We start from the raw sequence: 24,996 nt of genomic DNA, 5'->3' as shown, positions 1-24,996 counted from the left end.
TCACAGATGCATCGCAAGATGCGCACTGAATGTGAAGAGCCCCGCATAGCGGGGCTTTTTCTTTGGGGCTTTGATATCTCGTATGCAAATGCCTTTTGGGTTTGCAAGACAATTCGTGCTTCACACATTTTTAGGCGTGGGTTGCCGCAACCCACGCTTGCTTTCAAAGGCCACTTTCGTGAACACCACACTTGCATCAACCCTGCGCACCGCCGCCCTGCTCTTCAGCGTGGCGGCCCTGCCCGCCTTCGCTCAAAACGTCATCAAGATTGGCGAAATCAACAGCTACAAAGCTCAGCCCGCTTTCCTCGACCCCTACAAAAAAGGCATGGAGTTGGCGGTGGAAGAAATCAACGCCGCGGGTGGCGTGAACGGCAAACAACTACAACTCGTCATCCGTGACGACAACGCCTCGCCCGGCGACGCGGTGCGTGCCGCCGAAGAACTGCTGAGCCGCGAAAAGGTGGATGTGCTTTCGGGCGCCTTCCTCTCGCACATCGGTTTGGCACTGGGTGACTTTGCCAAGCAACGCAAAGTGTTCTTCCTCGCGGGCGAGCCGCTGACCGACAAAATGGTGTGGCAAAACGGCAACCGCTACACCTACCGCCTGCGCGCCAGCACCTACATGCAAGTGGCAATGCTGGTGCCCGAAGCCGCCAAGCTCAAGAAAAAACGCTGGGCCGTGGTGTACCCCAACTACGAATACGGTCAGTCGGCTGCCGCCACTTTCAAGCAATTGCTGAAGGCTGCGCAGCCCGATGTGGAGTTTGTGGCCGAGCAAGCGCCCGCGCTGGGCAAGATTGACGCAGGCTCCGTCACGCAAGCGATTGCAGATGCCAAGCCCGACGCCATCTTCAACGTGTTGTTTGCTACCGATCTGGCCAAGTTTGTGCGCGAAGGCAACACACGCGGTGTGTTCCAAGGCCGTGAGGTGGTGAGCCTCTTGACCGGCGAGCCCGAGTATTTGGAGCCCTTGAAAGACGAAACACCCAACGGTTGGATCGTCACGGGCTACCCTTGGTACGGCGTGCAAACCCCCGAGCACAAAGCCTTTTACTTGGCCTACCACCGCAAGTACAGCGACCACCCGCGCTTGGGCTCGGTCGTGGGCTACAGCATGATTCAGGCTTTGGCCGCAGGCATCACCAAGGCCAAGAGCACCGAGACTGAAAAGCTGGTCACTGCGTTCAGCGGTTTGAAATTCAGCACGCCTTATGGCCCCGTGATGTTCCGCAAGCAAGACAACCAGTCCACCATGGGCGCGTTCTTGGGCCGCACCAAGAACGATGGCGGCAAGGGTGTGTTGGTAGACTACCGCTACATCGACGGCGCCAGCGTGCAACCCAGCGATGACGTTGTGAAAAAACTCAGACCGAGCAACTAAACGCCCCTCGAACCTCAACACAACGCCCGCCTCTTGCGGGCGTTTTAATTTCAAACCCTCACACCTCATGGACGTCGCCAGCCTCTTCGTACAAGCCCTCAACGGGCTGGCCGCTGCTTCGTCTTTGTTTTTGGTGGCGGCGGGCTTGTCGCTCATCTTTGGGGTGACGCGCATCGTCAACTTTGCGCACGGCTCGTTCTTCATGTTGGGTGTGTATGTGGCTTACTCGCTGGTGTCACATGCTGCACCCGTTGTGTCGTCAGCTTTGAGCGTGGCGTTGGGCGATGCTGCGAGCCAAACCACCGCCTACTTTGTCATGTTGCTTTGCGCGGCGCTCGTCACCGGCATGTTGGGCGCATTGGTGGAAGTGCTGTTGCTGCGCCGCATTTACAAAGCGCCTGAACTGTTTCAATTGCTCGCCACGTTTGCCTTGGTGCTGGTCATTCAAGACGGCACGTTGTGGCTGTGGGGTGCGGAAGATTTGCTGGGGCCACGCGCCCCGGGCCTGAGCGGCGCGGTAGATATCTTGGGCCGCCGCTTTCCGACGTATGACCTGTTCTTGATTGCGATTGGCCCGCTCGTATTGGCCGTGTTGTGGTGGTGTTTACAGCGCACACGCTTTGGCATGTTGGTACGCGCCGCCACGCAAGACCGCGACATGTTGAGCGCTTTGGGCGTGAACCCGCGTCACTTGTTCACTGCTGTGTTTGCGTTGGGTTGCGCGCTGGCTGGCTTGGGCGGCGCACTGCAACTGCCACGCGAACCCGCGCACTTGGGGCTGGACATGGCCACCATTGGCGACGCGTTTGTGGTGGTGGTGGTGGGCGGCATGGGTTCCATCCCCGGTGCGTTTGTGGCGGCGTTGTTGATTGCCGAAATCAAAGCGCTGTGTATCGCAGTTGGCACGGTGGAAATTTTGGGCGTGTCGTTTGCGTTTTCTAAGCTCACGTTGGTTGCTGAGTTTTTGGTGATGGCTGCGGTGTTGATGGTGCGGCCTTGGGGCTTGCTGGGCAAACCACAAAGCGCACCGCGTGCCAGCACGGAGCAAGAGACACCGTTTGCTTTGAGCAGCGTGCGCACACAGTGGGTGTGGCTGTGCATTGGTGCAGCGTTGTTGGCGCTGCCTTTGTTCACGGCGGATTCGCCCTACACACTGGTGCTGGGCATTGACTTGGCGGTTGCTGTTTTGTTCGCCGCCAGCTTGCACTTCATCATGGGGCCTGCGGGCATGCACTCGTTTGGTCATGCGGCTTACTTTGGCGTGGGCGCGTATGGCGCAGCGCTGCTGGTGTTGCGTGCGGGCGTGTCTAGCGAAGCGGCCTTGTTGTTGGCCCCACTCGTCAGCGCCTTGGTGGCGGCACCCATTGCGTGGTTTGCGGTGCGCTTGTCGGGTGTGTACTTGGCCATGCTCACGTTGGCGTTTGCACAAATTGTGTGGTCCATCTGTTTTCAGTGGGACGACTTCACGGGTGGCAGCAACGGCATCACGGGTGTGTGGCCTAGCGCGTGGTTGCAAGACAAAGCCGCTTATTACTGGCTCACGCTTGTGCTGGTTGCACTCAGCGTGTTTGCGTTGCGCTGTGTGCTGATGTCACCGTTGGGCTACGCACTGCGTGCCAGCCGCGACTCGGTGGGTCGCGCCGAAGCCATGGGCCTGAATGTGGCGCGCGTGCAGTGGCTGGGCTTTGTGCTGGCCGCTGGCTTTGCGGGTTTGGCGGGTGCTTTGTTTGCATTCTCGAAGGGCAGCATCTCGCCCGATGTGTTGGGCGTGAGCAAGTCGGTGGATGGCTTGGTCATGGTCATGCTCGGTGGCGTGCACACCCTCGTCGGCCCGTTGGTAGGTGCCGTCACATTCACCGCGCTGCAAGACAGTTTGGCCCGCAGCACCGACTATTGGCGTGCCGTGTTGGGTGCCAGCATGTTGCTGCTGGTGCTGGTGTTTCCGCAAGGCATTGCCGGGTCAGTGCAAGCGTTGTGGCAACGTGTGCGAGGCGCATCGGCATGACATTGCTCAGCGTTCAACATTTGCACAAAGCCTTCGGTGGTAACCAAGCCGTCAACGATGTGTCGTTCAGTTTGCAAGCCGGCGAGCTGCTGGCCCTCATCGGCCCCAATGGGGCGGGCAAGTCCACCACCTTCAATTTGGTCAACGGCCAGCTCGCGCCGGACAGCGGCAGTATCACTTTAGACGGTGTATCGCTGCTGGGTCGCAAGCCACATGACTTGTGGCGCATGGGTGTGAGCCGCACGTTTCAAATTGCACAAACCTTTGGCTCGCTCACCGTGATCGAGAACGTGCAAATGGCGTTGCTGTCGTCCGATGGCCAATCGCTCTCGCCTTGGCGACGCGCGGCAAACTACCGTCGTGCTGACGCGCTGCATTTGCTGGAACAAGTGCAACTGGACACACAAGCCCAACGCGCAGGCCGTGCTTTGGCCTACGGCGATGTGAAGCGTCTAGAGCTGGCCATGGCGCTGGCCAACGAGCCGCGCTTGTTGCTGATGGACGAACCCACCGCAGGCATGGCCCCCGACGAACGACACGCATTGATGAACCTCACCCGGAGCTTGGTGACACAGCGCGGCGTGGCGGTGCTGTTCACCGAGCACAGCATGGATGTGGTGTTTGAACACGCCGACCGCGTGTTGGTGATGGCTCGTGGCGCACTGATCGCGCAAGGCACACCCGCGCAAGTGCAAGCCGACCCACACGTGCAGACGGTGTACTTTGGCAGTGGTAAAACTTTTGGGGAACCGAGGGTGAGCCAAACATCACATGCAGCGTCTGGCCCTGCATCCAACACCGAGTCCGCACCATGACGCACTCGTCAACGCCCAACATCGCCATCACGCCCTTACTGAACGTGCAAGGTCTCAACGCTTGGTACGGGGCGGCGCAAGTGCTGTTCGATGCTGACCTGCAGGTGACGCGGGGCGAAGTCGTAGCCCTGATCGGGCGCAACGGCGCAGGCAAATCGAGCACGCTCAAAGCCATCATGGGTCTCATGCCGCGCCGCACGGGTCGTGTGGTGTTTGCAGGACATGACATTTCCAACGCCGAACCCTACCAAGCCGCACGTTTGGGTTTGGGCTATGTGCCCGAAGACCGCCGTATCTTCACTGACTTGACGGTACTGGGGAACTTGCAAGTAGGCGCACAAGCCAAACGTCGCTTAGCGGATAAGTTGGCAAGTGACAGCGCGGCACCGCAATGGTCAGTTGAAAAAATATTTGCGCTGTTTCCTAACTTGGCCCCGATGCAGCACCGCCTAGCCAGCCACATGAGCGGGGGTGAGCAACAAATGCTCACCGTCGCTCGCACACTCATGGGCAATCCACAGATGGTGTTGCTGGATGAACCGTCCGAAGGCGTCGCGCCCGTCATCGTGGAGCAAATGGCCGAGATGATTTTGGCGCTCAAGGGCCAAGGCATGGGGGTGTTGCTGTCTGAACAAAACACGCATTTTGCGCAATGGGTAAGCGACCGCAGCTATAGGCTGGATCGCGGCGTGCTCACCGCATAAACATCAGGCCGGTTGCGGGCCTGCTTTGCCGCTCTTGACCACATAACTCGCTTGCGTTTTCAAGCCGGCTTCGCTGCCTGCTGGAAATTTTGTGGTCCGGAAATCACAACGCACGGCATTGGGCGTGACAGTGATCAGGCTGTAGCCGCGCTCATCCGAACGGTAGTGCAACAAATCTGAATTGCTCTCACGGATCAATGCCGCGGGCTTGTCGCCCAAGCCGCGAGAAGTGATGGAGGTGGTGACAAACTCGCTGGCAACAATGGGCGACTGCGGGTTGTTGGGCTCGAGGCGCAAGTTGGCCGCCACATTGCAATGCACATCACCGCCGAGGGTGACGACGTTTTGCAGCTTCGCATCGACCACGGTTTGCAACAGACGCTTGCGGGCTTCGGGATAGCCATCCCACGCATCGTTCCAATAGCTGCGACCAACGGGTGCGGGAATGCTGGTGGAGCTGATTTGCGTGGCTTGCGCCAGCAGCTTCCATTGGCGATTGGAATGGCTCAAACGCTCGGTCAGCCAACGCTCTTGCGCCTGCCCCAACATGCTGCGACTGGTGTCGCTCAACTCATCGCACTGCAACACCATGCGACCACCGCCGCGGACGGGGTCGCGACAGACCTGAACGCTGCGGTACTGACGGCAATCGAGGGTCCAAATGTCCGCCAACTTGCCCCAGCTGAGCTGGTCATACAAACGCATATTGGCTCGGTTATCAACGTCAGGGCCGAGCAGCAAAGGTTGATGTTCAAAGTACGCTTGATACGCAGCGGCACGGCGTTTGAGTACTTGATGCGGGTCGGTGTAATGGCGATCTTGGTCATTGGCGTAATCGTTGACCACTTCATGGTCATCCCACATCAACACCCACGGATGCGCCGCATGCGCGGCTTGCAACATGGGGTCGCGCTTGTATTGTTCGTAGCGCTCGCGGTATTGCGGCAAGGTTTTAGGCTCGGCGCTGCTGTGTTGGCGCGTCGCGTATTGCGGGTTGCTGCTCTCGTAGATGTAGTCGCCCACGAACAAAACAAAGTCAAGCTGCTGGTTGGCAATCTCCGCATGTGCAATGTACTGCCCTTGTTCATAGTGTTGGCATGACGACAATGCCATGCGCAGTTGTCGCACATCGGCATTCAACGCAGGTGCCGTACGGGTGTGGCCTACGGCACTCAGGGCATCACCTTGGCGGAAGCGATACCAATAATCGGTGCCCGGTTGTAAGTGCTGCACATGCACATGCACGCTGTGACCACGCGCGTCATCTGTGACGACGTCTGTTTTTTGCACACGTTGTTTGAGTGCCGCATCGACAAACACCTCCACATGCACACGTAGCGGGTCAGTGCCTGCTGCACGGTCTTGTTCACTGAACAACACACGGGTCCACAACACGACCGAGTCCGCACGCGGGCGTCCACTGGCGACGCCCAATGCAAAAGGGTTGGCAAACCATCTGCGTACTTTTTCTGTCGGTGCTGCAACGGCAGACATCCATGGCGAAAGGGCCAAGGCAATGGCACTGCGATGCAGGTGTTGGTTGAAGTCGCGTCTTTTCATTTCATGAGAAATTTCAAATAGGTCTCTATGCGCTGGCGATAGGGTGGCCAAACCAAACGCACCGCATTGAAACGCGCTTGGTAAAAAATGGGGCGCATCTTGGAAAAATTCACAAACCCTTCATGCCCGTGGTAGTGGCCCATGCCACTCTCGCCCACGCCACCAAAGGGCAAGCTGTGTTGTGCAGCATGCAGCAGTGCATCGTTCACGACCACGCCGCCGGACATGGTCCGCATCACCAAGTCCTGAATGATTTGCCGGTTGTTACTGAATGGGTAGAAAGCCAAAGGGTGCGGTGCCGCATGAATGCTTTGCACCACCTCATCCAAGGTGGTGTAGCCCATCACTGGTAACACGGGGCCAAATATTTCGTGAGTTTGCAGAGCACATCCGGGCGGCAGATTGAGCACCAAGTGCGGCGCGATCTTGCGCGTGCGTTCATCCCAATGCGGGCCTGGCAACAAGGGAACAAGGGTTGCGCCCTGCGCTTGGGCCTCTTGCAAGGCCGCCACTAAGCGGTGGAACGACTTGGCGTCAATGATGGCCGTGAAGTCAGGGCTATCGAGCGTGTCATAGCGTTTTTGCACGATCTCTTTTGCCAGCGCCACAAATGCAGCAATGCTGTGCCGAGGCAGGTACACATGGTCGACATCGGTACAAATTTGCCCTGCGTTGAAGCACTTGGCAAACAGTATCCGCTCGGCAGCCGTTCGCAAGGGGAAGTCCTCGCACACCAACGCGGGTGACTTGCCCCCCAGCTCCAAGGTCACAGGACACAAGTTGGGGGCTGCAGCCGCCATGACCGCTTTGCCCGTTTCTGTCGAACCCGTGAAGACCAAATGGTCAAACTTGAGCTTTGAAAACGCCACGCCCACGCCGCCAGTTTCTTCAAAAAAAATCAATTTGTCGGGACTGAAATAACGAGGCATCAAGTCCATCAATACCCGCGTTAGGTGACGCGAGTTCTCTGACATCTTGACCATGGCGCGATTGCCTGCTGCAAAGACATCCACCAAAACTAGAAAACTCAAATTAATGGGGAAATTCCACGGCACGATGATGCCCACCACGCCCAAGGGCTGTGGCAACACACGATTTTTCGCACCGAAGAATTTCATCCAATCGACGCTGCGCCGCTGTGGCGTCATCCATCGCTTGAGGTGTTTGAGCGCATGGTCCACGCCATGCATGACGGGCAAAACGTCCGCCAACAAAGTTTCGTGGCGTGAACGGTGGCCGTAATCTGCAGAGATGGCTTGGGCCAAAGCTTCGGCGTTGTCACGCACAAAGGCCTTGAGATTGAGCAAGTCGTTGCGACGCTGCGCTTCGCTAGGATAGGCGTGCGCCCTATGCGCGGCGCGCTGGCGTTGCAGCGCTTTGTTTAAAAAAGAATGTTCAATTGGCACCAAAAGTTAACCCCTCTGGCACCCATCCTAAATCAACGCTCGCGCAAGGCTTGGGACACGTTTTGCAAAGGTCGGAACAGATATTCGAGCACCGTCTTTTGGCCAGTTCGAATTTCCACACTCGCCGTCATGCCCGGTGTGGGCGCGATCTTCAACCCTTTGCGCACGAGGTTGGGGTCTTTGATGCGCACCAAGATGCGGTAGAAACCTTCGTCCATGTCCGCGGGTGTTGCGCCGGGTTTGCGCTGTTGGCGTTCGTCTTTCATGGTGTCAGGGCTCAGGTGCTCTAGCTCGCCATCCAATCCGCCGTACTTGTTGAAGTCGTATGACGTGAGCTTGACCACCGCTTTTTGACCCACCTTCAAAAACGCCACTTCTGCGGGTTTGACATAGGCCTCGACCATCATTTCATCTTCGGTAGGCACGATTTCCAAAATCGGTTGGCCCGCTTGAATCACGCCGCCCACGGTGGTGACCTGCACGTTTTTCACCACGCCCTTCATGGGCGATTTGATGGTGGTATGCAGATAGGCATCTTCGCGCGCAGAGGCGTTTTCTTTGGTCTGCGACAGATCGGATGACACACGTGTCAACTCGTTGTTCGCATCTGTGAGGTAACGGTTTTTGCGCTCTGCGCGTTGTCCCATCAATTCGGCTTGTTGACGCTTTAGGCGCAACAGCTCCACCTCCGACATCACACCGCCTTTGACCAAGGGTTCGGTGAGCGTGATTTCACGGGTGATGGCTGCCAACGAAGCATCCACGGCTTGCAATGATTCCGTCAACGCTTGCTTGCGTGCTTTGTAAGCCTGCGTTTCTTGTGTGATCAACTGTGGCTCGGCTTTGAGTTCTGGCGGAAATGCCAAGGTCGTGTTGTTGGCCTCTGCGCGTAAACGTGCAGCAATGGCCAACAAAGACAAATACTTTTCATTTGCTTCCCGGTAGCCTGCCCCTGAACGTGTGTCATCCATCTGCAACAGCACTTGGTCTTTTTCAACCACATCGCCTTCGCGCACCAACATCTCGCTCAAGACACCAGAGTCCAAACTTTGAATCACCTGTTCACGGCTGGAGGGAATGATCTTTCCTTGACCACGCGTGATTTCATCCAAGCTAAAAAACCCCGCCCAAATCAACCCAAAAAACAAAGTACCAGCCGTCACCCACACCAACAAGCGGCTGGCTTCGCGCTCGTCGTCTTCCACGGTGCGCACACCAAAGCCTGCAATCTTTTTGTCGTCTTGCGACAGCTCTTTGAACTTGGCCCACAAGGTTTTGGCTTGCACCCAAGTTGCTATTAGTTTTTGTTTCATACAGCGACTCCGGCCATCTTGACTTCAACGCCACGCGACAGCTTTTCAATCATTTCTTGTTTGGGCCCGACCATCACGCATTGCCCTGCATCAATCACCGCCACCACATCGGCCCACACCAACAACTGGGGACGGTGATAACCGGTTGTTCAGCGCCCACGCCTTGGCCTGTGACACGTTCGGGCTTCATGCCGCCTTCAATCATGTATTTGCGAATGGCAAGCGCGCGGGTTTCCGACAGGCGCTTGTTAGATGCTGGATTGCCCAGAGGATCCGCATGGCCCGTGATTTGGATGAGTGCGTCTTCGTCGTTACCGTATTCTTTTTGCAGTCGTGCAATGAGCGTATCCATGGCTGTACGACCTTGGGGCACGATGTCTTTGATGTCGGCCTTACCAAATGCAAACAACGTGTCTGAACCTAAAACAATGCTTTCTGTCTTAACCATGGCAGTTGCGGCGGCAGAGTGCGGTACAGAGTCGACGCACGGCTTAGCTTGCGCCAGGCGAGACACGGCATGAATTTGCAAGCGCGTGTCCTTAAGTTCGGATTGGGCAATGTCTGCTTTAACAGGGGTGAGCGTGGCGCGACCGTCACCGTATTCAAAAACCCGCACGTAAAAATTTTGTGCAGCTTGTGACTTCAACTTGGCTGTCGCGTCTTGGAAGTTTTTGAGTTCGCTGCCGGTTTGAACCATGCGGGCTGAGAGCTGGAGTTCTGCGGGCTCCACACAGACTTCGGTGTAACCGCCAAGTTGCAAGGAGGTCAGGTAATGGCCGTTAATTTCTAAGTGCGCTGCACCAGGGGCAAAACCATGTGCCGGGCGATAGAGCGTAATGCGGGCCAAGCGAGGGTTGAGTTTTTGAGGCGCAACGTATTCTTCACCCTGGGGCTCTGTCACGCTGCCACTGAGTTCAAAGTCAGCATAGGCACTGGCAGGGGTTCGCTGCGCTTGCACTGGCAGCACAAACGCCCCAAATAACGCAAACACGGCGACAGTGGCTGCAACACAATGGCTGCTGAATAAGCGCGCAGAAATTACATTCATAAGTACTCTTTTAAAATTACAAACCACGGGAAAACGATAACATTCTGCCTCATTATTCCTGTTGGTTACGGATTTAGATTAACAATTCCGTTATTTTTGCAGTTTAAAGATTGATAAAGTATTAAGTTTTGTTAACGCAGTTCGACTGCAACTTCAACTTCCACCCGTCGTGGAGATAAACCAAAAAGCTGCGCTTTTTGTTTTTCTTCAGACCCTCGGCCCTCGTGTGTCAGAGCGGTGGAGCGCAAGCCTTGGGCTTTGAAAAATGCGCGCACGCTTTGAGCGCGCTGTTGAGAAATACGGCGGTTTAAGACGTCATCCGCCTCGTCATCGGCAAAACCCACCACATGAACTTTGACGGTTTTGAAAGTTTTGTACTTAATATTAATTTTTTCAACAATTTGCTGCAGCTCTTGCCTGCCCTGTGTGCTGATCGCGTGGATGTCAGTTTTCTTATGTTCAAAAATAGCATCTGAACCAAAGGTGATGATGTTGGGGTCAAAGGCAAAGCGGGTTTCTTCTGCTTCGCGACATGCCTGGGCACCGGGCACACGGCTAAGGGTGTGCATTTGTTGGTGCGCGTCCGCGAGGTCCTTGAGCGCAAGTTGTGGGGTGACGAGGTCGATGCGGCTTGTCGTGTTCTCGCCCTCAGTGATGCGCAGATATACCGACTGACCACCATTTATGGCAATCGCCAAGTAAGTGTCGAGTTCCGGGCGTATGTCTGTGCTTTGGTTGGGTAAATAGCGGGTGCGAACGTCCGTTTTTTTGCCACTTAAGCAAACCACCGTGAAGGCCTCTTTTTGCAAAGATGCGTGGTAACGCCCATTCAAATAAACTGAGACAACGCCAGCCATATCGGGCACGGACGGGCGGTAAAGCACAATGCGCGTTTGCTCGTCAGCCACACTTTTGACCCCCGCATAGGTATCGCCTAAAGGCTTGCTGACACCGTACTTAGGCTTGCCATCTGCACCGCTCGCTTTGTCTGCTTGCGCATGCGCTTGCAATACAAGTCCTGCGATTCCAAACGCAAAAGTGACAACGCACCAACGCCCCGCGCGTTGGCTGAAAATTAAACACATTGCAAACCACCAGAACTAGATTCAGCAATTGCATCCGCAGGAATGCAAGAACCAAAAGAAACAATAAATTCAACGCATAGGCGCAAAATTAGAAAAATTTCATTGTCTGGGGTTTTCCCTGTTTCGTACATACGCCAACTGGCGTATATGTTTTAGTTTCAGGTGGGTTTTTGATGTTTTTTAAGTGCAAGATTTCATGCGCTTAAGCAGCGCTTCTTAAGCGTCGCTACGCTTCATCCGTTCACTTTTCCAGTACACGTCATCGCCACCATTCAAGCGATTGAGAACACGAGCGAAAACGAACATCAGGTCACTCAATCGGTTGAGGTATTGGCGCGGCGCATCGCCTATCGCTTCTTCGTTGCCTAAAGCCACAGTGGCACGCTCTGCACGACGTGCCACGGTGCGACACACATGTGAAAGCGCTGCACCGCGTGTGCCGGCAGGCAAGATAAATTCTTCAAGTTTGGGGAGTTGGCTGTTGTATTTTTCGAGCGCGTTGTCAAGCGCTTGAACGGCCTCTTCTTTCAGCAACTCAAAACCGGGGATGGACAGCTCACCACCCAGGTTAAACAACTGGTGCTGAATCTCAACCAACACCTCGCGCACGTCTTGCGGCATGTCTTCACAAAGCAAGACGCCGATGTTGGAGTTGAGTTCGTCCACCTCGCCCATGGCGTGGACGCGCAGGCTATTTTTGGACACGCGTTGGTTATTGCCCAAGCCTGTGGTTCCTGCGTCACCTGTGCGCGTGGCGATTTGTGAAAGTCGGTTGCCCATATACGTTTGCCTCGTGTGTGTTTGATTTTTGTCTTATTTTGCCTGTCGCGTGGGCGCGCCCGCCAGACAAGGGCTTCTTCTTAAAATAAGCCATTGCCTAGGAGAATTTCATGAACGCCCCCACCGCCCATCAACATTTAACACCTGCCCTCGCACCACGCGAGGTGCCCGCCGAATTAATTGCGGCACTGCAAGCCCGATTTGGCGCAAATTGCTCAACTGCGTTGGTGGTGCGAGAGCAGCATGGGCGCGATGAATCACCCTTCGTGCACGTGCCACCACCCGCTGCAGTGGTGTTTGCCGAAAGCACACAAGACGTGGCGGATGCCGTCACGCTGGCCGCGCAATACAAAGCGCCCGTCATTCCATTTGGTGTGGGTTCGTCGCTAGAAGGCCACTTGCTGGCTGTCCAAGGCGGTATCAGCCTAGACGTGAGCCGCATGAACAAGGTGCTGAGCATCAACGCCGAAGACTTGACGGTGACGGTGCAACCCGGCGTGACGCGCAAACAACTGAATGAGGAGATCAAAAGCACGGGGCTGTTCTTCCCAATCGATCCGGGTGCGGACGCATCGATTGGCGGCATGTGCGCCACACGTGCCAGCGGCACCAACGCCGTACGCTACGGCACGATGCGCGAAAACGTCTTGACACTTGAAGTGGTGACCGCCAGTGGCGAGGTAATTCGCACCGGAACGCGTGCTAAAAAATCAGCAGCGGGCTACGACCTGACACGTTTGTTTGTGGGCAGCGAAGGCACGTTGGGTGTGATGACAGAAATCACGCTGCGGATTTACCCACTACCTGAGGCGGTGCTGGCTGCCGTGTGTTCGTTCCCCAGCATTGAAGCGGCGGTGCACACGACAATCACGACCATTCAAATGGGGGTGCCCATTGCGCGTGTAGAGCTGCTTGATGGCGCCTCTGTCCGCATGGTGAACCAATATGCGAAATTGAATTTGGCGGAAACGCCCATGCTGTTGATGGAGTTTCACGGTTCACCCGCCGGCGTGAAAGAACAAGCCGAAACAGTGCAAGAAATTGCTGCAGAACATGGTGGCGTGTCGTTTGAATGGGCAACGACACCCGAAGAACGCACACGCTTGTGGACGGCACGACACAACGCCTACTTTGCCGCCATTCAAAGCCGCCCTGGCTGCCGCGCAGTGACAACGGACACATGTGTGCCCATTAGCAAGCTAGCGGATGCCATGTTGGATTCAATTGCCGAGGCCAATGCGTCTGGCCTCCACTACTTCTTAGTGGGGCACGTCGGCGATGGCAATTTCCATGTGGGATATTTGATTGACCCCAACAACGCACAAGAGTGCGCCTTGGCAGAAGACTTGAACCACAAACTGGTGACACGCGCCCTCAACCTAGGCGGCACATGCACCGGCGAACATGGCATTGGTTTGCACAAGATGGCGTTCTTACGTACCGAAACAGGTGAAGGTGCCGTGAACATCATGCGCACCATCAAGCGGGCACTGGACCCAGACAACATCATGAACCCAGGGAAGATTTTTTCTCTGTGAGCATTTGCTCAACCTGAGCGCAGAGCTTGACGGCATCAAATGGCTTGAGCACCACAGCGCTCACGCCGGCATCGGCAAAGCGCTCAAGGTCTTGGGGATTGACGTTCGCGGTGAGGCCCAAGACGGGGGTGTCACGCGTGGGTTGATCAAAGCTTAAGCGCAGCGCAGCAGTGGCCTCAATGCCATCCATTTCGGGCATGACCATGTCCATGAGCACCACATCGAAATCTTGTTGGCGCAGCGCGTCTAGCGCTTTGATGCCGTTATCTGCTTCGACCAACTCACAATTTTTCCAATTATTTTTCAAAATTTGACGCACCAGCAATCGGTTGATTGGATGGTCATCCACAACCAAGAAACGCGGCACCGTAACACTCGTCGTCGTGGGCATTTTGATCCGCGGAACCTCCACCTCGGGAGGGGCAACCTCAACCAGCGGTAAGGTGAACCAAAACATGGAACCTTCACCGGGCCTACTTTCAAAACCAATATGGCCGCCCATCAGTTCAACGAGGCGCTGCGTGATGGACAAACCCAAGCCATTGCCGCCGTAGCGCGATTGAATGTCATCCTCAGCTTGGACAAAACGTTGAAAAATTTTGGGCTGTTGCGCTTCGGGGATACCAATACCGCTGTCACGCACGGAGAAGTGCACGCACAGCGGCTGTTGACGTACATGCAAAGTCACATGGCCTTGATGCGTGAACTTGATGGCGTTGCCCAACAGGTTCACCAGAATTTGCATGAGTCGATGACGATCGGTATGCACCCAATGCGGGACGTTGTCGTCAATGGTGCAAGAGTATTTCAGATGCATGCTCTCGACGCGTTGCGCAAATAGGTCGAATGCGGTGTGAACGGTATCGCGCAAGGCAAAAGTTTCGTACTGCACGTTGATCTTGCCGGCTTGCAACTGTGAGTAATCCAGCACGTCGTTGATGACAGTAAGCAAGTGATCCGCCGATTGCCGGGTGTGGTTCAAAATTTTCAAGGCTTGCGGGTTATCAGACACGCGAGCAAGCAACATGTTGTTGAAGCCCAAGATCGCATTCATGGGCGTGCGCAGTTCATGACTGACAGTGGCAATGAACTGCTCGCGCAAGGCCGCCGTACGCAGAAGTTCTTTGCGTTTTTCCTCTAGCTCTAAGTTGCGTTGAAGGCTTGCGGCATAGGCTTGGCGAAAGAGGTTGTCATACAAAAAAGGCACGGTGATGACGATGATCGTGACCACTGTATAGCTGGCAAACGAGGACATGATTTGTGCTGCCCCCAAAGTCGGGTTGTCAGGCAACCAACCATGCCAAGTGACATAGGCCATGGCCAACTCCACGCACAACACCGAAACCAACCACGCGAGGCCCGTGAAGCGACTGATGGCGTAAAACGGAATCAAAGGAATCGCGGCCAACCACGCCATGCGTGGCGAAAAAATACCGCCTGACATCCAAGCCGCATAACAAACTTGCAACAACCCCGCGAGCAAACCCAGGTTGACAGCCCCTTGCAACGGCAAACCCCAGATGAACAAGAACTGCAAGATAAGCAACACAACAGCAAACGCCAACGGCACAGGCACGCCATTCGGGTAAGGCGTGATCAAAGCAAGCACCACCATCGCAGCAATGAGAAGCCACACGATCAAGAACAAATACGGCAAGCGCCCTTCTTGAAAGCGCGTGGGCAAGCGTGGCACAACCCAAGCAGCCAGGGCATCAAACTTGATGCTGCTCACGGCTGTTCCTTGGCCGCATGCAACGCGAGGGCATTTGAAATTTTGACGATGAGTTCTTGTTCGTCCAACGGCTTGTGTATGACGTCGTTCATGCCCGATGCCAAACAACGGTCTTGGTCCACAGGATTGGCGCTGGCAGTAAGTGCCAACACGGGGATGTGACACACCGGCGCAGAAAAGTTGGTTCGCAGGATTTGGGTGACCTCCATGCCATCCATCTCAGGCATGACCATGTCCATCAAAACCAAGTCAAAACTTTGTGCACGCAGCTTTTCTATCGCGATGGTTCCACTGCTGGCTTCCACAATTTCCGATTTAGGAAAGCATTTTTTAAGCATCATGCGGGCAACCAGCAGATTCACCGCATTGTCATCCACGAGCAAAATTTGCAAGGCTTTGTCTACCAACATGCGCGCCATCTCTGCGGCGGCCTTGGCCTCTTGCACGGCGACGCTGCGCATGGGCAATTGAAACCAAAACCGAGCGCCCTGGCCTTGCACACTACTCACCCCAATGGTGCCGCCTTGCAACCGAACCAAGCGCTCGCAGATGGACAAGCCCAACCCAGTTCCACCGTATTGCCGATTGGTTTGCACGTCGGCATGTTCAAAACCGTTGAAGATTTGTTTTTGACGGTCCGGGGCAATGCCAATGCCCGTGTCTTGCACCTCAAACAACACGCCACCACCCACAGCTTGTCCGCGCACATGAATGTTGCCTGTGGCGGTGAACTTAAGGGCGTTGTCGAGTAAGTTGCTGAGCACTTGAGCCAAGCGTTGACGGTCTCCCTTGACCCACATGTTGTGTACAGCAGCAGCATCGAGGTGCAACGCAATGCCTTTGGCCTGCGCTTTGGCCTCAAAGGAGGCAAGCACAGCCGTCAGCGTTTCACGCAGCGAGAACTCATCCTCCCGCAGCGTCAGCCGCCCGGCCTGGAGTTGCGAAAAATCCAAAATATCGTTCACCACTTGCAACAGCTGTTCTGTCGAGCGGCGAATGTGATCGACCACCTCGGCATCTTCTGCGCGTGAGGAAAGCTCCGTGCGCAAGATGCCGTTGAGACCCAAAATGGCGTTCATGGGTGTGCGCAGCTCATGGCCCACCGATGCAATGAATTCGTCTTTGTGCGCTTGTGCGCGAATCAAGGCTTGGTGGGTTTGTTCTAGCTCCGCGTTGCTGTGATCCATATCAGCCACTTGGCTGCGGTGCATGCGTTCGGCAACAAACACCACGAACATAGCCAAGCTCAACACGAAGAGTTTGTTGGCCACCGTCCACGCCATGACGTCGTTGGCCATGTTGATATCGCTGTTGACCAAGCCCTGCTGACTGATGAGCAGCAGCAGCAAATTGACCACGAACACCACGATGACCCAAAAGAAAGCGGCCATTCGGTCAAGCAACAAAATGGCGGGCAACACAACTGCAGTGATCCACACCAACACGGGTGAGTTAATGCCACCCGTCATCGCCGCTAAGTAAGCGACATAAGAAATGGACCAGAGCAAGGTGCCATTGGCAATGAGCACATACGGGGCGCCTAACCAGAGCAACACCAGCAAACCCCAATACCCCGCGGTGCCGACCAAGTTTGCGACGTGGTTGTAATCGGGATGGTGGATGAAATAAAACGGCAGCGAACACGCGCCCACCAAAAGGAGCATGTACGTGAGCAAGCTGCGACGACGCTGGAGCGGCGAGCCTTGGAAAAAGCCCTTTGGTAAGAATCCGTTTTGCAGCGTTTCAGCCATCTGTTTTTACGATTTGCGCAGTTTGTCAATCAGTCCGTTGAGTTCATCGAGCGATCCAAACTGAATCGCCAACTCGCCCATTTCTTCGACTCTGCCATGACGCTTGACGCGCTTTTTAACGCGCACTTCAACTTGCGCTGTGAGCAAATCGGAAAGCTCTTCTTCGATGCGTTTGATGTCGCGTGATTTTTCGCTTTTGGGTTTTTGCGGCACGAGGTTGAATTCGGCGCTGAGCTTTTTGACCAAACTTTCAGCTTCACGCACCGACATCTTTTTCGCGCTAATTTGATTGGCCGCAGTGATTTGCGTCCCGCGATCCAGCGCCAACAAAGCACGTGCATGGCCCATGTCAATGTCGCCCGCCATGAGCATGGACTGCACAGGGTCGGCCAAGTTGAGCAAGCGCAGCAAGTTGCTGGCGGCGCTGCGTGAACGCCCCACCGCTTGTGCTGCCAGCTCGTGCGTGAGACCAAACTCTTTGATGAGGCGTTGCAAGCCTTGTGCTTCTTCGAGCGGGTTGAGGTCTTCGCGCTGGATGTTTTCAATCAGCGCCATCGCCGCGGCAGCTTCGTTCGGCACGTTGCGCACCAACACGGGCACGGTGTCTAGGCCAGCTAATTTAGCAGCGCGACTGCGGCGTTCACCAGCGATGATTTCGTATTTGCCAGCATTGGGGCCATCGGTGAGCTGACGCACGAGGATGGGCTGCATGATGCCTTGGGCCTTGATGCTTTCGGCCAACTCATACAAAGCGCCCTCGTCCATGCGCGTGCGTGGCTGATACATGCCGGGCACCATTTGGGTGAGCGGCAAGGTGCTGGGCAAACCGTCCGCTGCTGCTGCTTGTGCAGCAACGCTGTCGTCTACTTTGGGGCCGAGCAAGGCTTCAAGGCCGCGGCCTAAGCCTTTGGGTTTTTTAGTGACCATGGGTAACTTCTTCTTTGAGTAAATCTTGTAACAAGGCAAAGCCTTCGGGCCAATCGCCCAAGTTGGCGTCGGCATTGATGTGGCCGCTCATGCCGCAATCGACCATGCGCGAGCCCCACGCGTGCGCCAAAGCACTTGCGCGCATGAAACTGCAATAAGGGTCGTTGCGGCTGGTGGCCATCACGCTTGGGAACGGCAAACGCGCGCGCGCGATGGGGCTCCAACTGTGGAGCATCTGTTGCATCTCGGCTCGCTCGACATCTGCAGGAGCCACCAACAATGCGGCTTTGACACGGTGTGTTTGCAACGAATGTGCGGCCCATGCCGCCACCAACAAACAGCCCAAGCTGTGAGCCACCAACACGGCGTCCGGGTTAGCCAACACAGCTTCTTCCAGCTGCATCATCCAGTCACCACGCAAGGGCCAATCCCAGCTGTGCTGCTCCACACGCACGTAGCCGTGCGTCTGCTGCCACAGGCTTTGCCAATGGGTGGGCCCGCTGTTACGCCAGCCAGGCAGGATGAGAACTGAAGCCGTCATACGGATGCTTTTTAGGGCTTAGAACGCTTTGACGCGCTCCACCATTTCTTGCGCAAAATCGACAAACGCGTGACTGCCTTTGGCAGACGGATCAAACACCACGCCTGGCAAACCGTAGCTGGGTGCTTCGGCCAAACGCACATTGCGAGGAATAACAGCGCTGAACACTTTGTCGCCAAAGTGGTCTTTGAGTTGGTCACTCACCTGCTGTTGCAAGGTGATGCGCGGGTCAAACATGACGCGCAAGAGGCCAATGATTTTGAGGTCCCGGTTGAGGTTGGCATGCACTTGCTTAATGGTATTGACCAAGTCGGTCAAGCCTTCCAGAGCGAAGTATTCGCACTGCATGGGCACGATGACGCCGTGCGCGCAGCACAAGCCGTTGAGAGTGAGCATGGAGAGTGACGGAGGGCAGTCGATAAGCACAAAGTCGTACTCGGTATCCACAGCGGCCAAGGCTTGCTTTAGGCGGTTTTCACGGCGCTCCAAAGACACCAGCTCCACTTCCGCACCTGCCAAATCCCGGTTGGCACCCAGGACGTCATAGGTTGGAATCTTGGCGCGCACGCCATCGGTGCCCCAATTGCTGCGAATGCGGGCTTCGGCCACGCTGGCTTCTTCCAACAACACGTCGTAAACCGACAGTTCCATCTCGCGCTTGTCGACGCCCGAACTCATGGTGGCGTTGCCTTGTGGGTCCAAGTCAACCATCAACACGCGCTGCCCGACGAATGCCAAGCCAGCCGCCAAATTGACGGTGGTGGTGGTCTTGCCAACGCCACCTTTTTGATTGGCAACGCAAAAGATTTTGGCCATATAGAGCTTTCGAAAGAGACAGGAAAATTATTAAAACAGCGCCAACTTCAGGCCAAAACCCATGAGCAAGGTGCCCGCTACTTTGTTGAGCATCACGCTCACCATCGGATTGGCGCGCACGCGCTCAGCCAAATGGTGGGCCAGCAAAACAACCACCAACCCATAAAGAAAAGTAAGCGCCGCAATGGTGATAGCCATGAAACCAAAGGTGACCAAACCTTGATGAACCGCCGGGTCTACAAACAAAGGAAAAAAAGCCATGTAAAACACAATCGCTTTGGGGTTCAACACCGTGATGAACAGCCCTTGGCGAAAGTAGTGATCGGGCTTCATATTCAACACTGGCGCATCACCCGGCTTGCTGTTGAACAAGGAATAGCCCAAACCCAACAAGTAAGCAGCGCCCGCCCATTTGACCGAGCTGTACAAACCAGGATAGTTGATGAGCACCGCCGACAAACCCGCCACGGCCAACCACAACAACACCTGGTCACCCGCGATCACGCCCAGCGTGGCAGCCAAACCAGACCGCACCCCACCCTTGCCCGTTGCGGTGAGCAAGGCCAAGTTACCGGGGCCGGGAATGGCCAAAAAGACAATGATGGCCACGACGAAAGCGCCGTAGTCCGCGATACCAAACATAGAAGACTCAGATTTATAACTGAGTGAAGTTTAACCGCGCATCCAGATGATGCAGCGCTCGGCATCTAAGCCGGGCACTTGGAGCAGTTCCACGTGAAACACTTTGACGCTTTCCGGCAACACGGCCAGCTCTTGGTCCGGGTGCTTACCCTTCATCGCCATCCACACACCATGCGTGGCCAAGGCAGATTTGGACCATGTGGTGAAGTCCACCAGCGAAGCAAAAGCACGAGAACAAACGACATCGTAGGGCTGGGTCAGGCTTTCGACCCGTGCATGCAGACCCTTGAGGTTGGGCAACCTCAAAGTCGCCGCCACCTGCTGAATGAAGGCGGCTTTTTTGGCCACCGTATCCACACAAGTCACTGCCACATCGGGGCAAGTGATGGCAATGACGATGCCTGGCAAGCCAGCGCCCGAACCCACATCAAGCAAGCTGAACTTCGACCGAACTACAGCGAGCCCGGGCCGCTCACCCGATGCCGCCGAATTCGCCACATCCAACTTAGCCAGCTCGCGACGCAGAGGGGCAACCACCGCCAAGCTATCGAGCAGATGGTGCGTGAGCATTTCATTGCCATCACGCACTGCGGTCAGGTTGTAAACCTTGGTCCATTTGGCGATCAAATCCATGTAGGCCAACAACTGGGCTTGCTGGTCACCGGACAAAGGCAAACCCAAATCGTGAATCCCCTTTTGCAGAGCTGGCAACAAAAGATGCATCAGACGGCCTCGGTCGAATTGTTGACAGCAGACTCTTGAGCAAAACCTTTGACACGCGATCGCTTGAGGTGAATGAGCAACAAAGAAATAGCCGCAGGCGTGATGCCCGACAGGCGCGACGCCTGCCCCAGGGTTTCGGGTCGCTGGCGACTCAGCCGCTGACGCACCTCAAACGACAAAGCGGTAACTTGGTTGTAGTCCAAGTCTTCGGGCAACTGTAGGTTTTCGTAATTGGCAGCACGCGCCACCTCGTCGCGCTGACGGTCGATGTAACCGGAATATTTGGCAGCAATCTCGATCTGCTCAATGACAGCTCGGGTTGTTTCACGTGAAACCTCATCACCCACCAAGGCGTCTACAAGCTCTTGGTTCTGGTGCTTGGCGTCATCCAAAGACATCAGGCCTTGGTAACTCACATCGGGGCGGCGGAGCAAGTCGGCCAAGTTGTATTCACGGTCAATGGCCCTGCCCAGCACACGCTCGGCTTCTGCCACCGACAAGTTACGAGGATTCACCCAGATCGATTTAAGGCGCTCTGTTTCACGTGAAACAGCATCACGCTTGCGGCTGAAGGCATCCCAGCGGGCGTCGTCCACCAAGCCCATTTCGCGGCCAAGTTCAGTCAGGCGCATGTCGGCGTTGTCCTCGCGCAGCTGCAAACGGAACTCCGCTCGGCTGGTGAACATGCGGTAAGGCTCGGTCACGCCCTTGGTGGTGAGGTCGTCCACCAACACACCCAAGTAGGCTTGGTCGCGGCCCGGTGTCCACGCACCGCCAAAGTCGTTGGCGGCGCCGGCCAAGCTGCGGCATTGCAAAGCGGCGTTGATACCAGCGAACAAGCCTTGTGCCGCCGCTTCTTCGTAACCCGTAGTGCCGTTGATTTGTCCTGCAAAGAACAGGCCGCCGATGGCGCGGGTTTCAAAACTGCGTTTGAGTTCACGGGGGTCAAAGTAGTCGTACTCGATGGCGTAGCCGGGGCGAATGATGTGAGCATTTTCCAAGCCCTTCATCGAACGGACCAGCTCGTACTGAATGTCAAACGGCAAGCTGGTGCTGATGCCATTGGGGTAGTACTCGTGTGTGGTCAGGCCTTCGGGCTCTAAGAAAATTTGGTGGCTGTCTTTGTCCGCAAAGCGGTTGATCTTGTCTTCCACACTGGGGCAGTAACGTGGGCCGACGCCCTCAATCTTGCCGGTGAACATAGGACTGCGGTCAAAGCCGGAGCGGATGATGTCATGGGTGCGCTGATTGGTATGGGTAATCCAACACGGCATGTGTTGCGGATGCATGGATGCTCCCCCCATATAGCTGAACACCGGTACCTCGCCCAACACGCCCGCCGAGCGTGCGCCGTTTTCGGTTTGGTTGGCCACGCCATCGCCGGGTTGTTCGATGCATTGGCTGAAATCAATCGTACGGCCATCAATGCGCGGGGGGGTGCCAGTTTTCAAGCGGCCTTGAGGCAACTTGAGTTCTTTGAGTCGCGCCGACAAGCTGACCGCAGGCGGGTCGCCCGCGCGGCCACCGGCGTAGTTGTTCAAGCCCACATGAATCTTGCCGTCTAAGAATGTGCCCGCCGTCAGCACCACGGTGCGGCTGCGGAATCGGATACCCGCTTGGGTGCAAGCGCCCACCACGCGGTCACCCTCCACCATCAGGTCATCGACCGCTTGCTGGAACAGCCACAGATTGGGCTGGTTTTCCAACATGCGGCGGATGGCGGCTTTGTACAAAATGCGATCGGCTTGTGCGCGGGTGGCGCGCACGGCTGGGCCTTTGGAGCTGTTGAGGATGCGGAACTGGATGCCCGACTCGTCAGTGGCCAAGGCCATGGCACCGCCCAAAGCGTCCACCTCTTTGACCAAGTGGCCTTTACCGATGCCGCCGATAGACGGGTTGCAGCTCATCTGGCCCAAGGTTTCGATGTTGTGACTTAAGAGTAAAGTTTTAGCCCCCATGCGTGCAGCGGCCAACGCGGCTTCGGTGCCAGCGTGACCACCGCCTACGACGATGACATCAAACTCTTGGGGGTACAACATAAAACCAACCTTTGGGTGTGCACAAGTGCGAGGCCTCAGGGTTGTGCGCCGCCCTTTTAGCCGAGGGGGCGATTTTACAAGGGCTTGTTCAAGGTGATGCTCACCCGCAAGCCGTGGGGGCTTTCGGTTTGCATGGTCACCTTGGCGCCGAGCAAACGCACATACTCGCTGACGATGGCCAAGCCCAAACCCGAGCCTTCTTTGAGTGCCTCACCGGCCGAGCCTTGCACCCAGCGTTGCGTGAGTTTTTTGAGCTGCTCGGGCGAAACGCCGGGGCCGTTGTCAATCACGGCCAACACCACGGCTTGCGGGGCATCCACCACCGACACCGTGATGTGGCTTTCGCCATCAGGCGCGCGGCCATAACGCAAGGCGTTGTCGAGCAAATTATTCAACACGCCTTCTATCAAAGCCGCATTGGCAAACGCCCACACGGGTTGTTCAATGCCACGCGCACCCAGGTCAACACCAGCAGCATCGGCTCGGGGCAAAAAGCGCAACACCGCTTCGCCCACCAGCGCATCAATGGCGACAGGCATTTGTTCTAAGGTGTGTTGCGCCTCATCGGCCAAGGCCAACGCCAACAACTGGTCGACCAAGTGGCTGGCCCGTTCTTGGCTTTGTGCAATGCCAAGCAGCTGCTCGCGCCACACCTGCGGGTCGTTTTGACGCAGGCCGTAATCGGCCAAAGCACGAATGCCAGCGAGAGGCGTGCGCAACTCATGCGCGACATTGCCCGAGAACTCGCGCTGCGCTTGCACGCTGTGCGCAATGCGCCCCAACAACGCATTGATGGCTTGACCCAAGCGTTGCACATCTCGCGTGGTGGCGCTGACAGGCACAGGGGTTAGGTCACGCGCGTCACGGCGGCCCACGGCATGTTCAAGGTCAGCGAGCGGCACCAAATCGTCTTCAATCGCGCGCTGCAGCCAAGCGGCCAAGCCCATGAGCAACAGCAGTTGCGGAACAATAGAAAACGTGAGCAAGCGCTGCAACAAGTGGTCGCGGCTGGCCGTGGTTTGAGCCATCACCACATAAAAATTACCCGGATGCTCGCGGTAAATGGTGACGCTGCGCAACACACGGCCTTGGTATTCAATGGCATCGAAATGCGGTTTTAAATTGTCGTCAAACTGCGGCGGACGCAACCCGGCGTGACCCGCCAACAAAGCACCACTGGGGCTGAGCACCGCAAAATACAACGATTCACTTTGGTCAAACAAAACCGTGCTCATCTCTTGGGCGGAGAGGCTCAAATCCAACGCGCCTGACTCGCCCGTCACACGACGTACATGGCTGGCCACCAAATAAGCATCGTCTAGCAAAGCACGGTCAAACGCCTGTTGTGCAAAGTAAGAAGCAATGCCCACGACCAACGCAGAGCCCAGCAACCACGTCACCGCCAGCGGCACCAAGACATGACGCAACAAACGGTTGCGCAACGAGGGTTTGCTGTGCGTGGCTTTCATGGCTGCTCTTCCAAAACATAGCCAATCCCGCGCAAGGTGCGAATGGTGGCACCGCTGTCTGCCAATTTTTTACGCAACCTGGAAATGAAAGCCTCTAAGGCGTTGTCACCCAGCGCCTCATCAAATCCCGAAAGTTTGTCTGACAACACACGCTTGCTCACGGCGCGACCCGGTGGCGTCATCAGCTCGCACAGCACCTCAAACTCACGCGCGGGCAAGGCCAAATCAGCATCCCCCAAAAAAATACGATGGTGCTTGCGGTGCAAGCGCAACTGCCCCACTTGCACCTCATCATCCACGCCCTGACTGCGGCGAACCAAGGCGCGCAAACGGGCCTCCACCTCTTCCAAATCAAAGGGTTTGCCAAGGTAGTCGTCTGCACCAGCGTCTAAGCCGGCAATGCGTTCGTCAGTACGGTTACGCGCCGTCAACACCAGCACCGGTGTGCGGTCGCCACGGGCACGCGCTTCGCGCAAAAGCTGCAAACCACTGCCTTGTTGGGCATGGGGCTGGCCGTTGAGCGGCAAATTCAAATCCAGCAATACCGCGTCATAGGCCTGCACTTGCCAGAAGTGCGCGCCATCTTCCAAATGGCTTGCAGCGTCCACGCGATGACCCGCATCGCTGAGGCTGCGCAGCATCACCGCTTGCAACACGGCGTCGTCTTCAATCAACAAAATTCGCAAGTGAGGCCCAAAGAAATATGAAGTCAGGGGCT

Annotated in this window: 21 protein-coding genes; 5 read left to right on the top strand and 16 right to left on the bottom strand. The window is 56.1% G+C overall.

The annotated features are described in order from the left end of the window. The first annotated feature begins 178 nt into the window (after positions 1 to 178). The 4 genes from B9Z44_RS07515 (at position 179) to B9Z44_RS07500 (ending at position 4,908) form a co-directional block, all read left to right on the top strand. The gene (locus B9Z44_RS07515; protein WP_245912782.1) at positions 179 to 1,384 is read left to right on the top strand and encodes an ABC transporter substrate-binding protein; all 1,206 of its coding nucleotides are present in this window, start codon (positions 179 to 181) and stop codon (positions 1,382 to 1,384) included. Between the two features lie 67 nt (positions 1,385 to 1,451). Then, a complete protein-coding gene (locus tag B9Z44_RS07510; RefSeq protein ID WP_108402083.1) occupies positions 1,452 to 3,389 on the top strand; it encodes an ABC transporter permease in 1,938 nt (645 codons plus the stop codon). Continuing rightward, positions 3,386 to 4,204 carry an ABC transporter ATP-binding protein gene (locus B9Z44_RS07505; RefSeq protein WP_108402082.1) on the top strand — a complete coding sequence of 273 codons (819 nt, stop codon included), beginning with the start codon at positions 3,386 to 3,388 and terminating at the stop codon, positions 4,202 to 4,204. The genes B9Z44_RS07510 and B9Z44_RS07505 overlap by 4 nt, the downstream gene beginning before the upstream one ends. Then, complete coding sequence (locus B9Z44_RS07500; RefSeq protein WP_108402081.1) at positions 4,201 to 4,908, top strand: ABC transporter ATP-binding protein; 708 nt, start codon at positions 4,201 to 4,203, stop codon at positions 4,906 to 4,908. Before B9Z44_RS07505 ends, B9Z44_RS07500 begins: the two co-directional genes overlap by 4 nt. Positions 4,909 to 4,911: 3 nt before the next feature. Here B9Z44_RS07500 and B9Z44_RS07495 read toward each other — a convergent pair whose 3' ends face one another. The 6 genes from B9Z44_RS07495 to B9Z44_RS07470 form a co-directional block, all read right to left on the bottom strand. Then, a complete protein-coding gene (locus tag B9Z44_RS07495) occupies positions 4,912 to 6,468 on the bottom strand; it encodes an alkaline phosphatase D family protein (RefSeq protein WP_108402080.1) in 1,557 nt (518 codons plus the stop codon). Continuing rightward, complete coding sequence (locus B9Z44_RS07490) at positions 6,465 to 7,874, bottom strand: coniferyl aldehyde dehydrogenase (protein ID WP_245912781.1); 1,410 nt, start codon at positions 7,872 to 7,874, stop codon at positions 6,465 to 6,467. The genes B9Z44_RS07495 and B9Z44_RS07490 overlap by 4 nt, the downstream gene beginning before the upstream one ends. 32 nt (positions 7,875 to 7,906) lie before the next feature. After that, positions 7,907 to 9,187, bottom strand: a complete 1,281-nt coding sequence (locus tag B9Z44_RS07485; protein ID WP_108402078.1) for an HlyD family type I secretion periplasmic adaptor subunit — start codon at positions 9,185 to 9,187, stop codon at positions 7,907 to 7,909. Between the two features lie 94 nt (positions 9,188 to 9,281). After that, complete coding sequence (locus B9Z44_RS07480) at positions 9,282 to 10,235, bottom strand: OmpA family protein (RefSeq protein ID WP_108402077.1); 954 nt, start codon at positions 10,233 to 10,235, stop codon at positions 9,282 to 9,284. Between the two features lie 131 nt (positions 10,236 to 10,366). Beyond that, positions 10,367 to 11,320 (bottom strand): OmpA family protein, encoded by a 954-nt coding sequence (locus B9Z44_RS07475; RefSeq protein WP_108402076.1) that lies wholly within the window; start codon positions 11,318 to 11,320, stop codon positions 10,367 to 10,369. A 216-nt stretch (positions 11,321 to 11,536) separates the two neighbouring features. Further along, entirely contained in the window at positions 11,537 to 12,100 is a 564-nt protein-coding gene (locus tag B9Z44_RS07470; protein WP_108359494.1) for a cob(I)yrinic acid a,c-diamide adenosyltransferase, read from the bottom strand. Positions 12,101 to 12,210: 110 nt separating this feature from the next. Between B9Z44_RS07470 and B9Z44_RS07465 the strand changes: the two genes are divergently transcribed. Next, positions 12,211 to 13,638, top strand: coding sequence for an FAD-binding oxidoreductase (locus B9Z44_RS07465; protein WP_108359493.1), 1,428 nt, complete (start codon positions 12,211 to 12,213; stop codon positions 13,636 to 13,638). Here B9Z44_RS07465 and B9Z44_RS07460 read toward each other — a convergent pair. The 10 genes from B9Z44_RS07460 to B9Z44_RS07415 all read right to left on the bottom strand — a co-directional run bounded on the left by B9Z44_RS07460 (position 13,607) and on the right by B9Z44_RS07415 (position 24,964). Continuing rightward, positions 13,607 to 15,370 carry an ATP-binding protein gene (locus B9Z44_RS07460; protein WP_108359492.1) on the bottom strand — a complete coding sequence of 588 codons (1,764 nt, stop codon included), beginning with the start codon at positions 15,368 to 15,370 and terminating at the stop codon, positions 13,607 to 13,609. The genes B9Z44_RS07465 and B9Z44_RS07460 overlap by 32 nt on opposite strands. After that, complete coding sequence (locus tag B9Z44_RS07455; RefSeq protein ID WP_108402075.1) at positions 15,367 to 17,121, bottom strand: hybrid sensor histidine kinase/response regulator; 1,755 nt, start codon at positions 17,119 to 17,121, stop codon at positions 15,367 to 15,369. Before B9Z44_RS07455 ends, B9Z44_RS07460 begins: the two co-directional genes overlap by 4 nt. A 6-nt stretch (positions 17,122 to 17,127) precedes the next feature. After that, positions 17,128 to 18,048, bottom strand: a complete 921-nt coding sequence (locus B9Z44_RS07450; protein WP_108402074.1) for a ParB/RepB/Spo0J family partition protein — start codon at positions 18,046 to 18,048, stop codon at positions 17,128 to 17,130. Continuing rightward, a complete protein-coding gene (locus B9Z44_RS07445; RefSeq protein WP_108402073.1) occupies positions 18,038 to 18,589 on the bottom strand; it encodes an RBBP9/YdeN family alpha/beta hydrolase in 552 nt (183 codons plus the stop codon). Before B9Z44_RS07445 ends, B9Z44_RS07450 begins: the two co-directional genes overlap by 11 nt. Before the next feature lie 18 nt (positions 18,590 to 18,607). Then, on the bottom strand, positions 18,608 to 19,405 hold the full coding sequence (locus tag B9Z44_RS07440; RefSeq protein WP_108359488.1) for a ParA family protein: 798 nt from the start codon (positions 19,403 to 19,405) through the stop codon (positions 18,608 to 18,610). 30 nt (positions 19,406 to 19,435) lie between these two features. Then, positions 19,436 to 20,047, bottom strand: a complete 612-nt coding sequence (locus B9Z44_RS07435; protein WP_108402072.1) for a LysE family translocator — start codon at positions 20,045 to 20,047, stop codon at positions 19,436 to 19,438. Positions 20,048 to 20,077: 30 nt separating this feature from the next. Then, positions 20,078 to 20,680: a 16S rRNA (guanine(527)-N(7))-methyltransferase RsmG gene (gene rsmG / locus B9Z44_RS07430; RefSeq protein WP_425437199.1), complete on the bottom strand. Its 603-nt coding sequence runs from the start codon at positions 20,678 to 20,680 to the stop codon at positions 20,078 to 20,080. 89 nt (positions 20,681 to 20,769) lie between these two features. After that, the gene (gene mnmG, locus B9Z44_RS07425) at positions 20,770 to 22,809 is read right to left on the bottom strand and encodes a tRNA uridine-5-carboxymethylaminomethyl(34) synthesis enzyme MnmG (protein WP_108402070.1); all 2,040 of its coding nucleotides are present in this window, start codon (positions 22,807 to 22,809) and stop codon (positions 20,770 to 20,772) included. 74 nt (positions 22,810 to 22,883) lie between these two features. Further along, positions 22,884 to 24,278 carry a sensor histidine kinase gene (locus B9Z44_RS07420; protein WP_108359484.1) on the bottom strand — a complete coding sequence of 465 codons (1,395 nt, stop codon included), beginning with the start codon at positions 24,276 to 24,278 and terminating at the stop codon, positions 22,884 to 22,886. Further along, positions 24,275 to 24,964, bottom strand: coding sequence for a response regulator transcription factor (locus B9Z44_RS07415; RefSeq protein WP_108359483.1), 690 nt, complete (start codon positions 24,962 to 24,964; stop codon positions 24,275 to 24,277). The genes B9Z44_RS07420 and B9Z44_RS07415 overlap by 4 nt, the downstream gene beginning before the upstream one ends. Positions 24,965 to 24,996: the final 32 nt, after the last annotated feature.

The organism is Limnohabitans curvus, from assembly GCF_003063475.1.
GTDB lineage: Bacteria > Pseudomonadota > Gammaproteobacteria > Burkholderiales > Burkholderiaceae_C > Limnohabitans > Limnohabitans curvus.
The sequence above is the reverse complement of the archived record's forward strand: the minus strand, read 5'-3'. Positions and strand labels throughout refer to the sequence as shown.

What these genes read in the sequence shown, in the direction of transcription:
- B9Z44_RS07510 (WP_108402083.1), top strand. Translation starts at nt 1,452, where the DNA reads ATGGACGTCGCCAGCCTCTTCGTACAAGCCCTCAACGGGCTGGCCGCT.
- B9Z44_RS07505 (WP_108402082.1), top strand. Translation starts at nt 3,386, where the DNA reads ATGACATTGCTCAGCGTTCAACATTTGCACAAAGCCTTCGGTGGTAAC.
- B9Z44_RS07500 (WP_108402081.1), top strand. Translation starts at nt 4,201, where the DNA reads ATGACGCACTCGTCAACGCCCAACATCGCCATCACGCCCTTACTGAAC.
- B9Z44_RS07495 (WP_108402080.1), bottom strand. Translation starts at nt 6,468, where the DNA reads ATGAAAAGACGCGACTTCAACCAACACCTGCATCGCAGTGCCATTGCC.
- B9Z44_RS07485 (WP_108402078.1), bottom strand. Translation starts at nt 9,187, where the DNA reads ATGAAACAAAAACTAATAGCAACTTGGGTGCAAGCCAAAACCTTGTGG.
- B9Z44_RS07480 (WP_108402077.1), bottom strand. Translation starts at nt 10,235, where the DNA reads ATGAATGTAATTTCTGCGCGCTTATTCAGCAGCCATTGTGTTGCAGCC.
- B9Z44_RS07475 (WP_108402076.1), bottom strand. Translation starts at nt 11,320, where the DNA reads ATGTGTTTAATTTTCAGCCAACGCGCGGGGCGTTGGTGCGTTGTCACT.
- B9Z44_RS07470 (WP_108359494.1), bottom strand. Translation starts at nt 12,100, where the DNA reads ATGGGCAACCGACTTTCACAAATCGCCACGCGCACAGGTGACGCAGGA.
- B9Z44_RS07465 (WP_108359493.1), top strand. Translation starts at nt 12,211, where the DNA reads ATGAACGCCCCCACCGCCCATCAACATTTAACACCTGCCCTCGCACCA.
- B9Z44_RS07455 (WP_108402075.1), bottom strand. Translation starts at nt 17,121, where the DNA reads ATGGCTGAAACGCTGCAAAACGGATTCTTACCAAAGGGCTTTTTCCAA.
- B9Z44_RS07450 (WP_108402074.1), bottom strand. Translation starts at nt 18,048, where the DNA reads ATGGTCACTAAAAAACCCAAAGGCTTAGGCCGCGGCCTTGAAGCCTTG.
- B9Z44_RS07445 (WP_108402073.1), bottom strand. Translation starts at nt 18,589, where the DNA reads ATGACGGCTTCAGTTCTCATCCTGCCTGGCTGGCGTAACAGCGGGCCC.
- B9Z44_RS07440 (WP_108359488.1), bottom strand. Translation starts at nt 19,405, where the DNA reads ATGGCCAAAATCTTTTGCGTTGCCAATCAAAAAGGTGGCGTTGGCAAG.
- B9Z44_RS07435 (WP_108402072.1), bottom strand. Translation starts at nt 20,047, where the DNA reads ATGTTTGGTATCGCGGACTACGGCGCTTTCGTCGTGGCCATCATTGTC.
- rsmG (WP_425437199.1), bottom strand. Translation starts at nt 20,680, where the DNA reads ATGGATTTGATCGCCAAATGGACCAAGGTTTACAACCTGACCGCAGTG.
- mnmG (WP_108402070.1), bottom strand. Translation starts at nt 22,809, where the DNA reads ATGTTGTACCCCCAAGAGTTTGATGTCATCGTCGTAGGCGGTGGTCAC.
- B9Z44_RS07420 (WP_108359484.1), bottom strand. Translation starts at nt 24,278, where the DNA reads ATGAAAGCCACGCACAGCAAACCCTCGTTGCGCAACCGTTTGTTGCGT.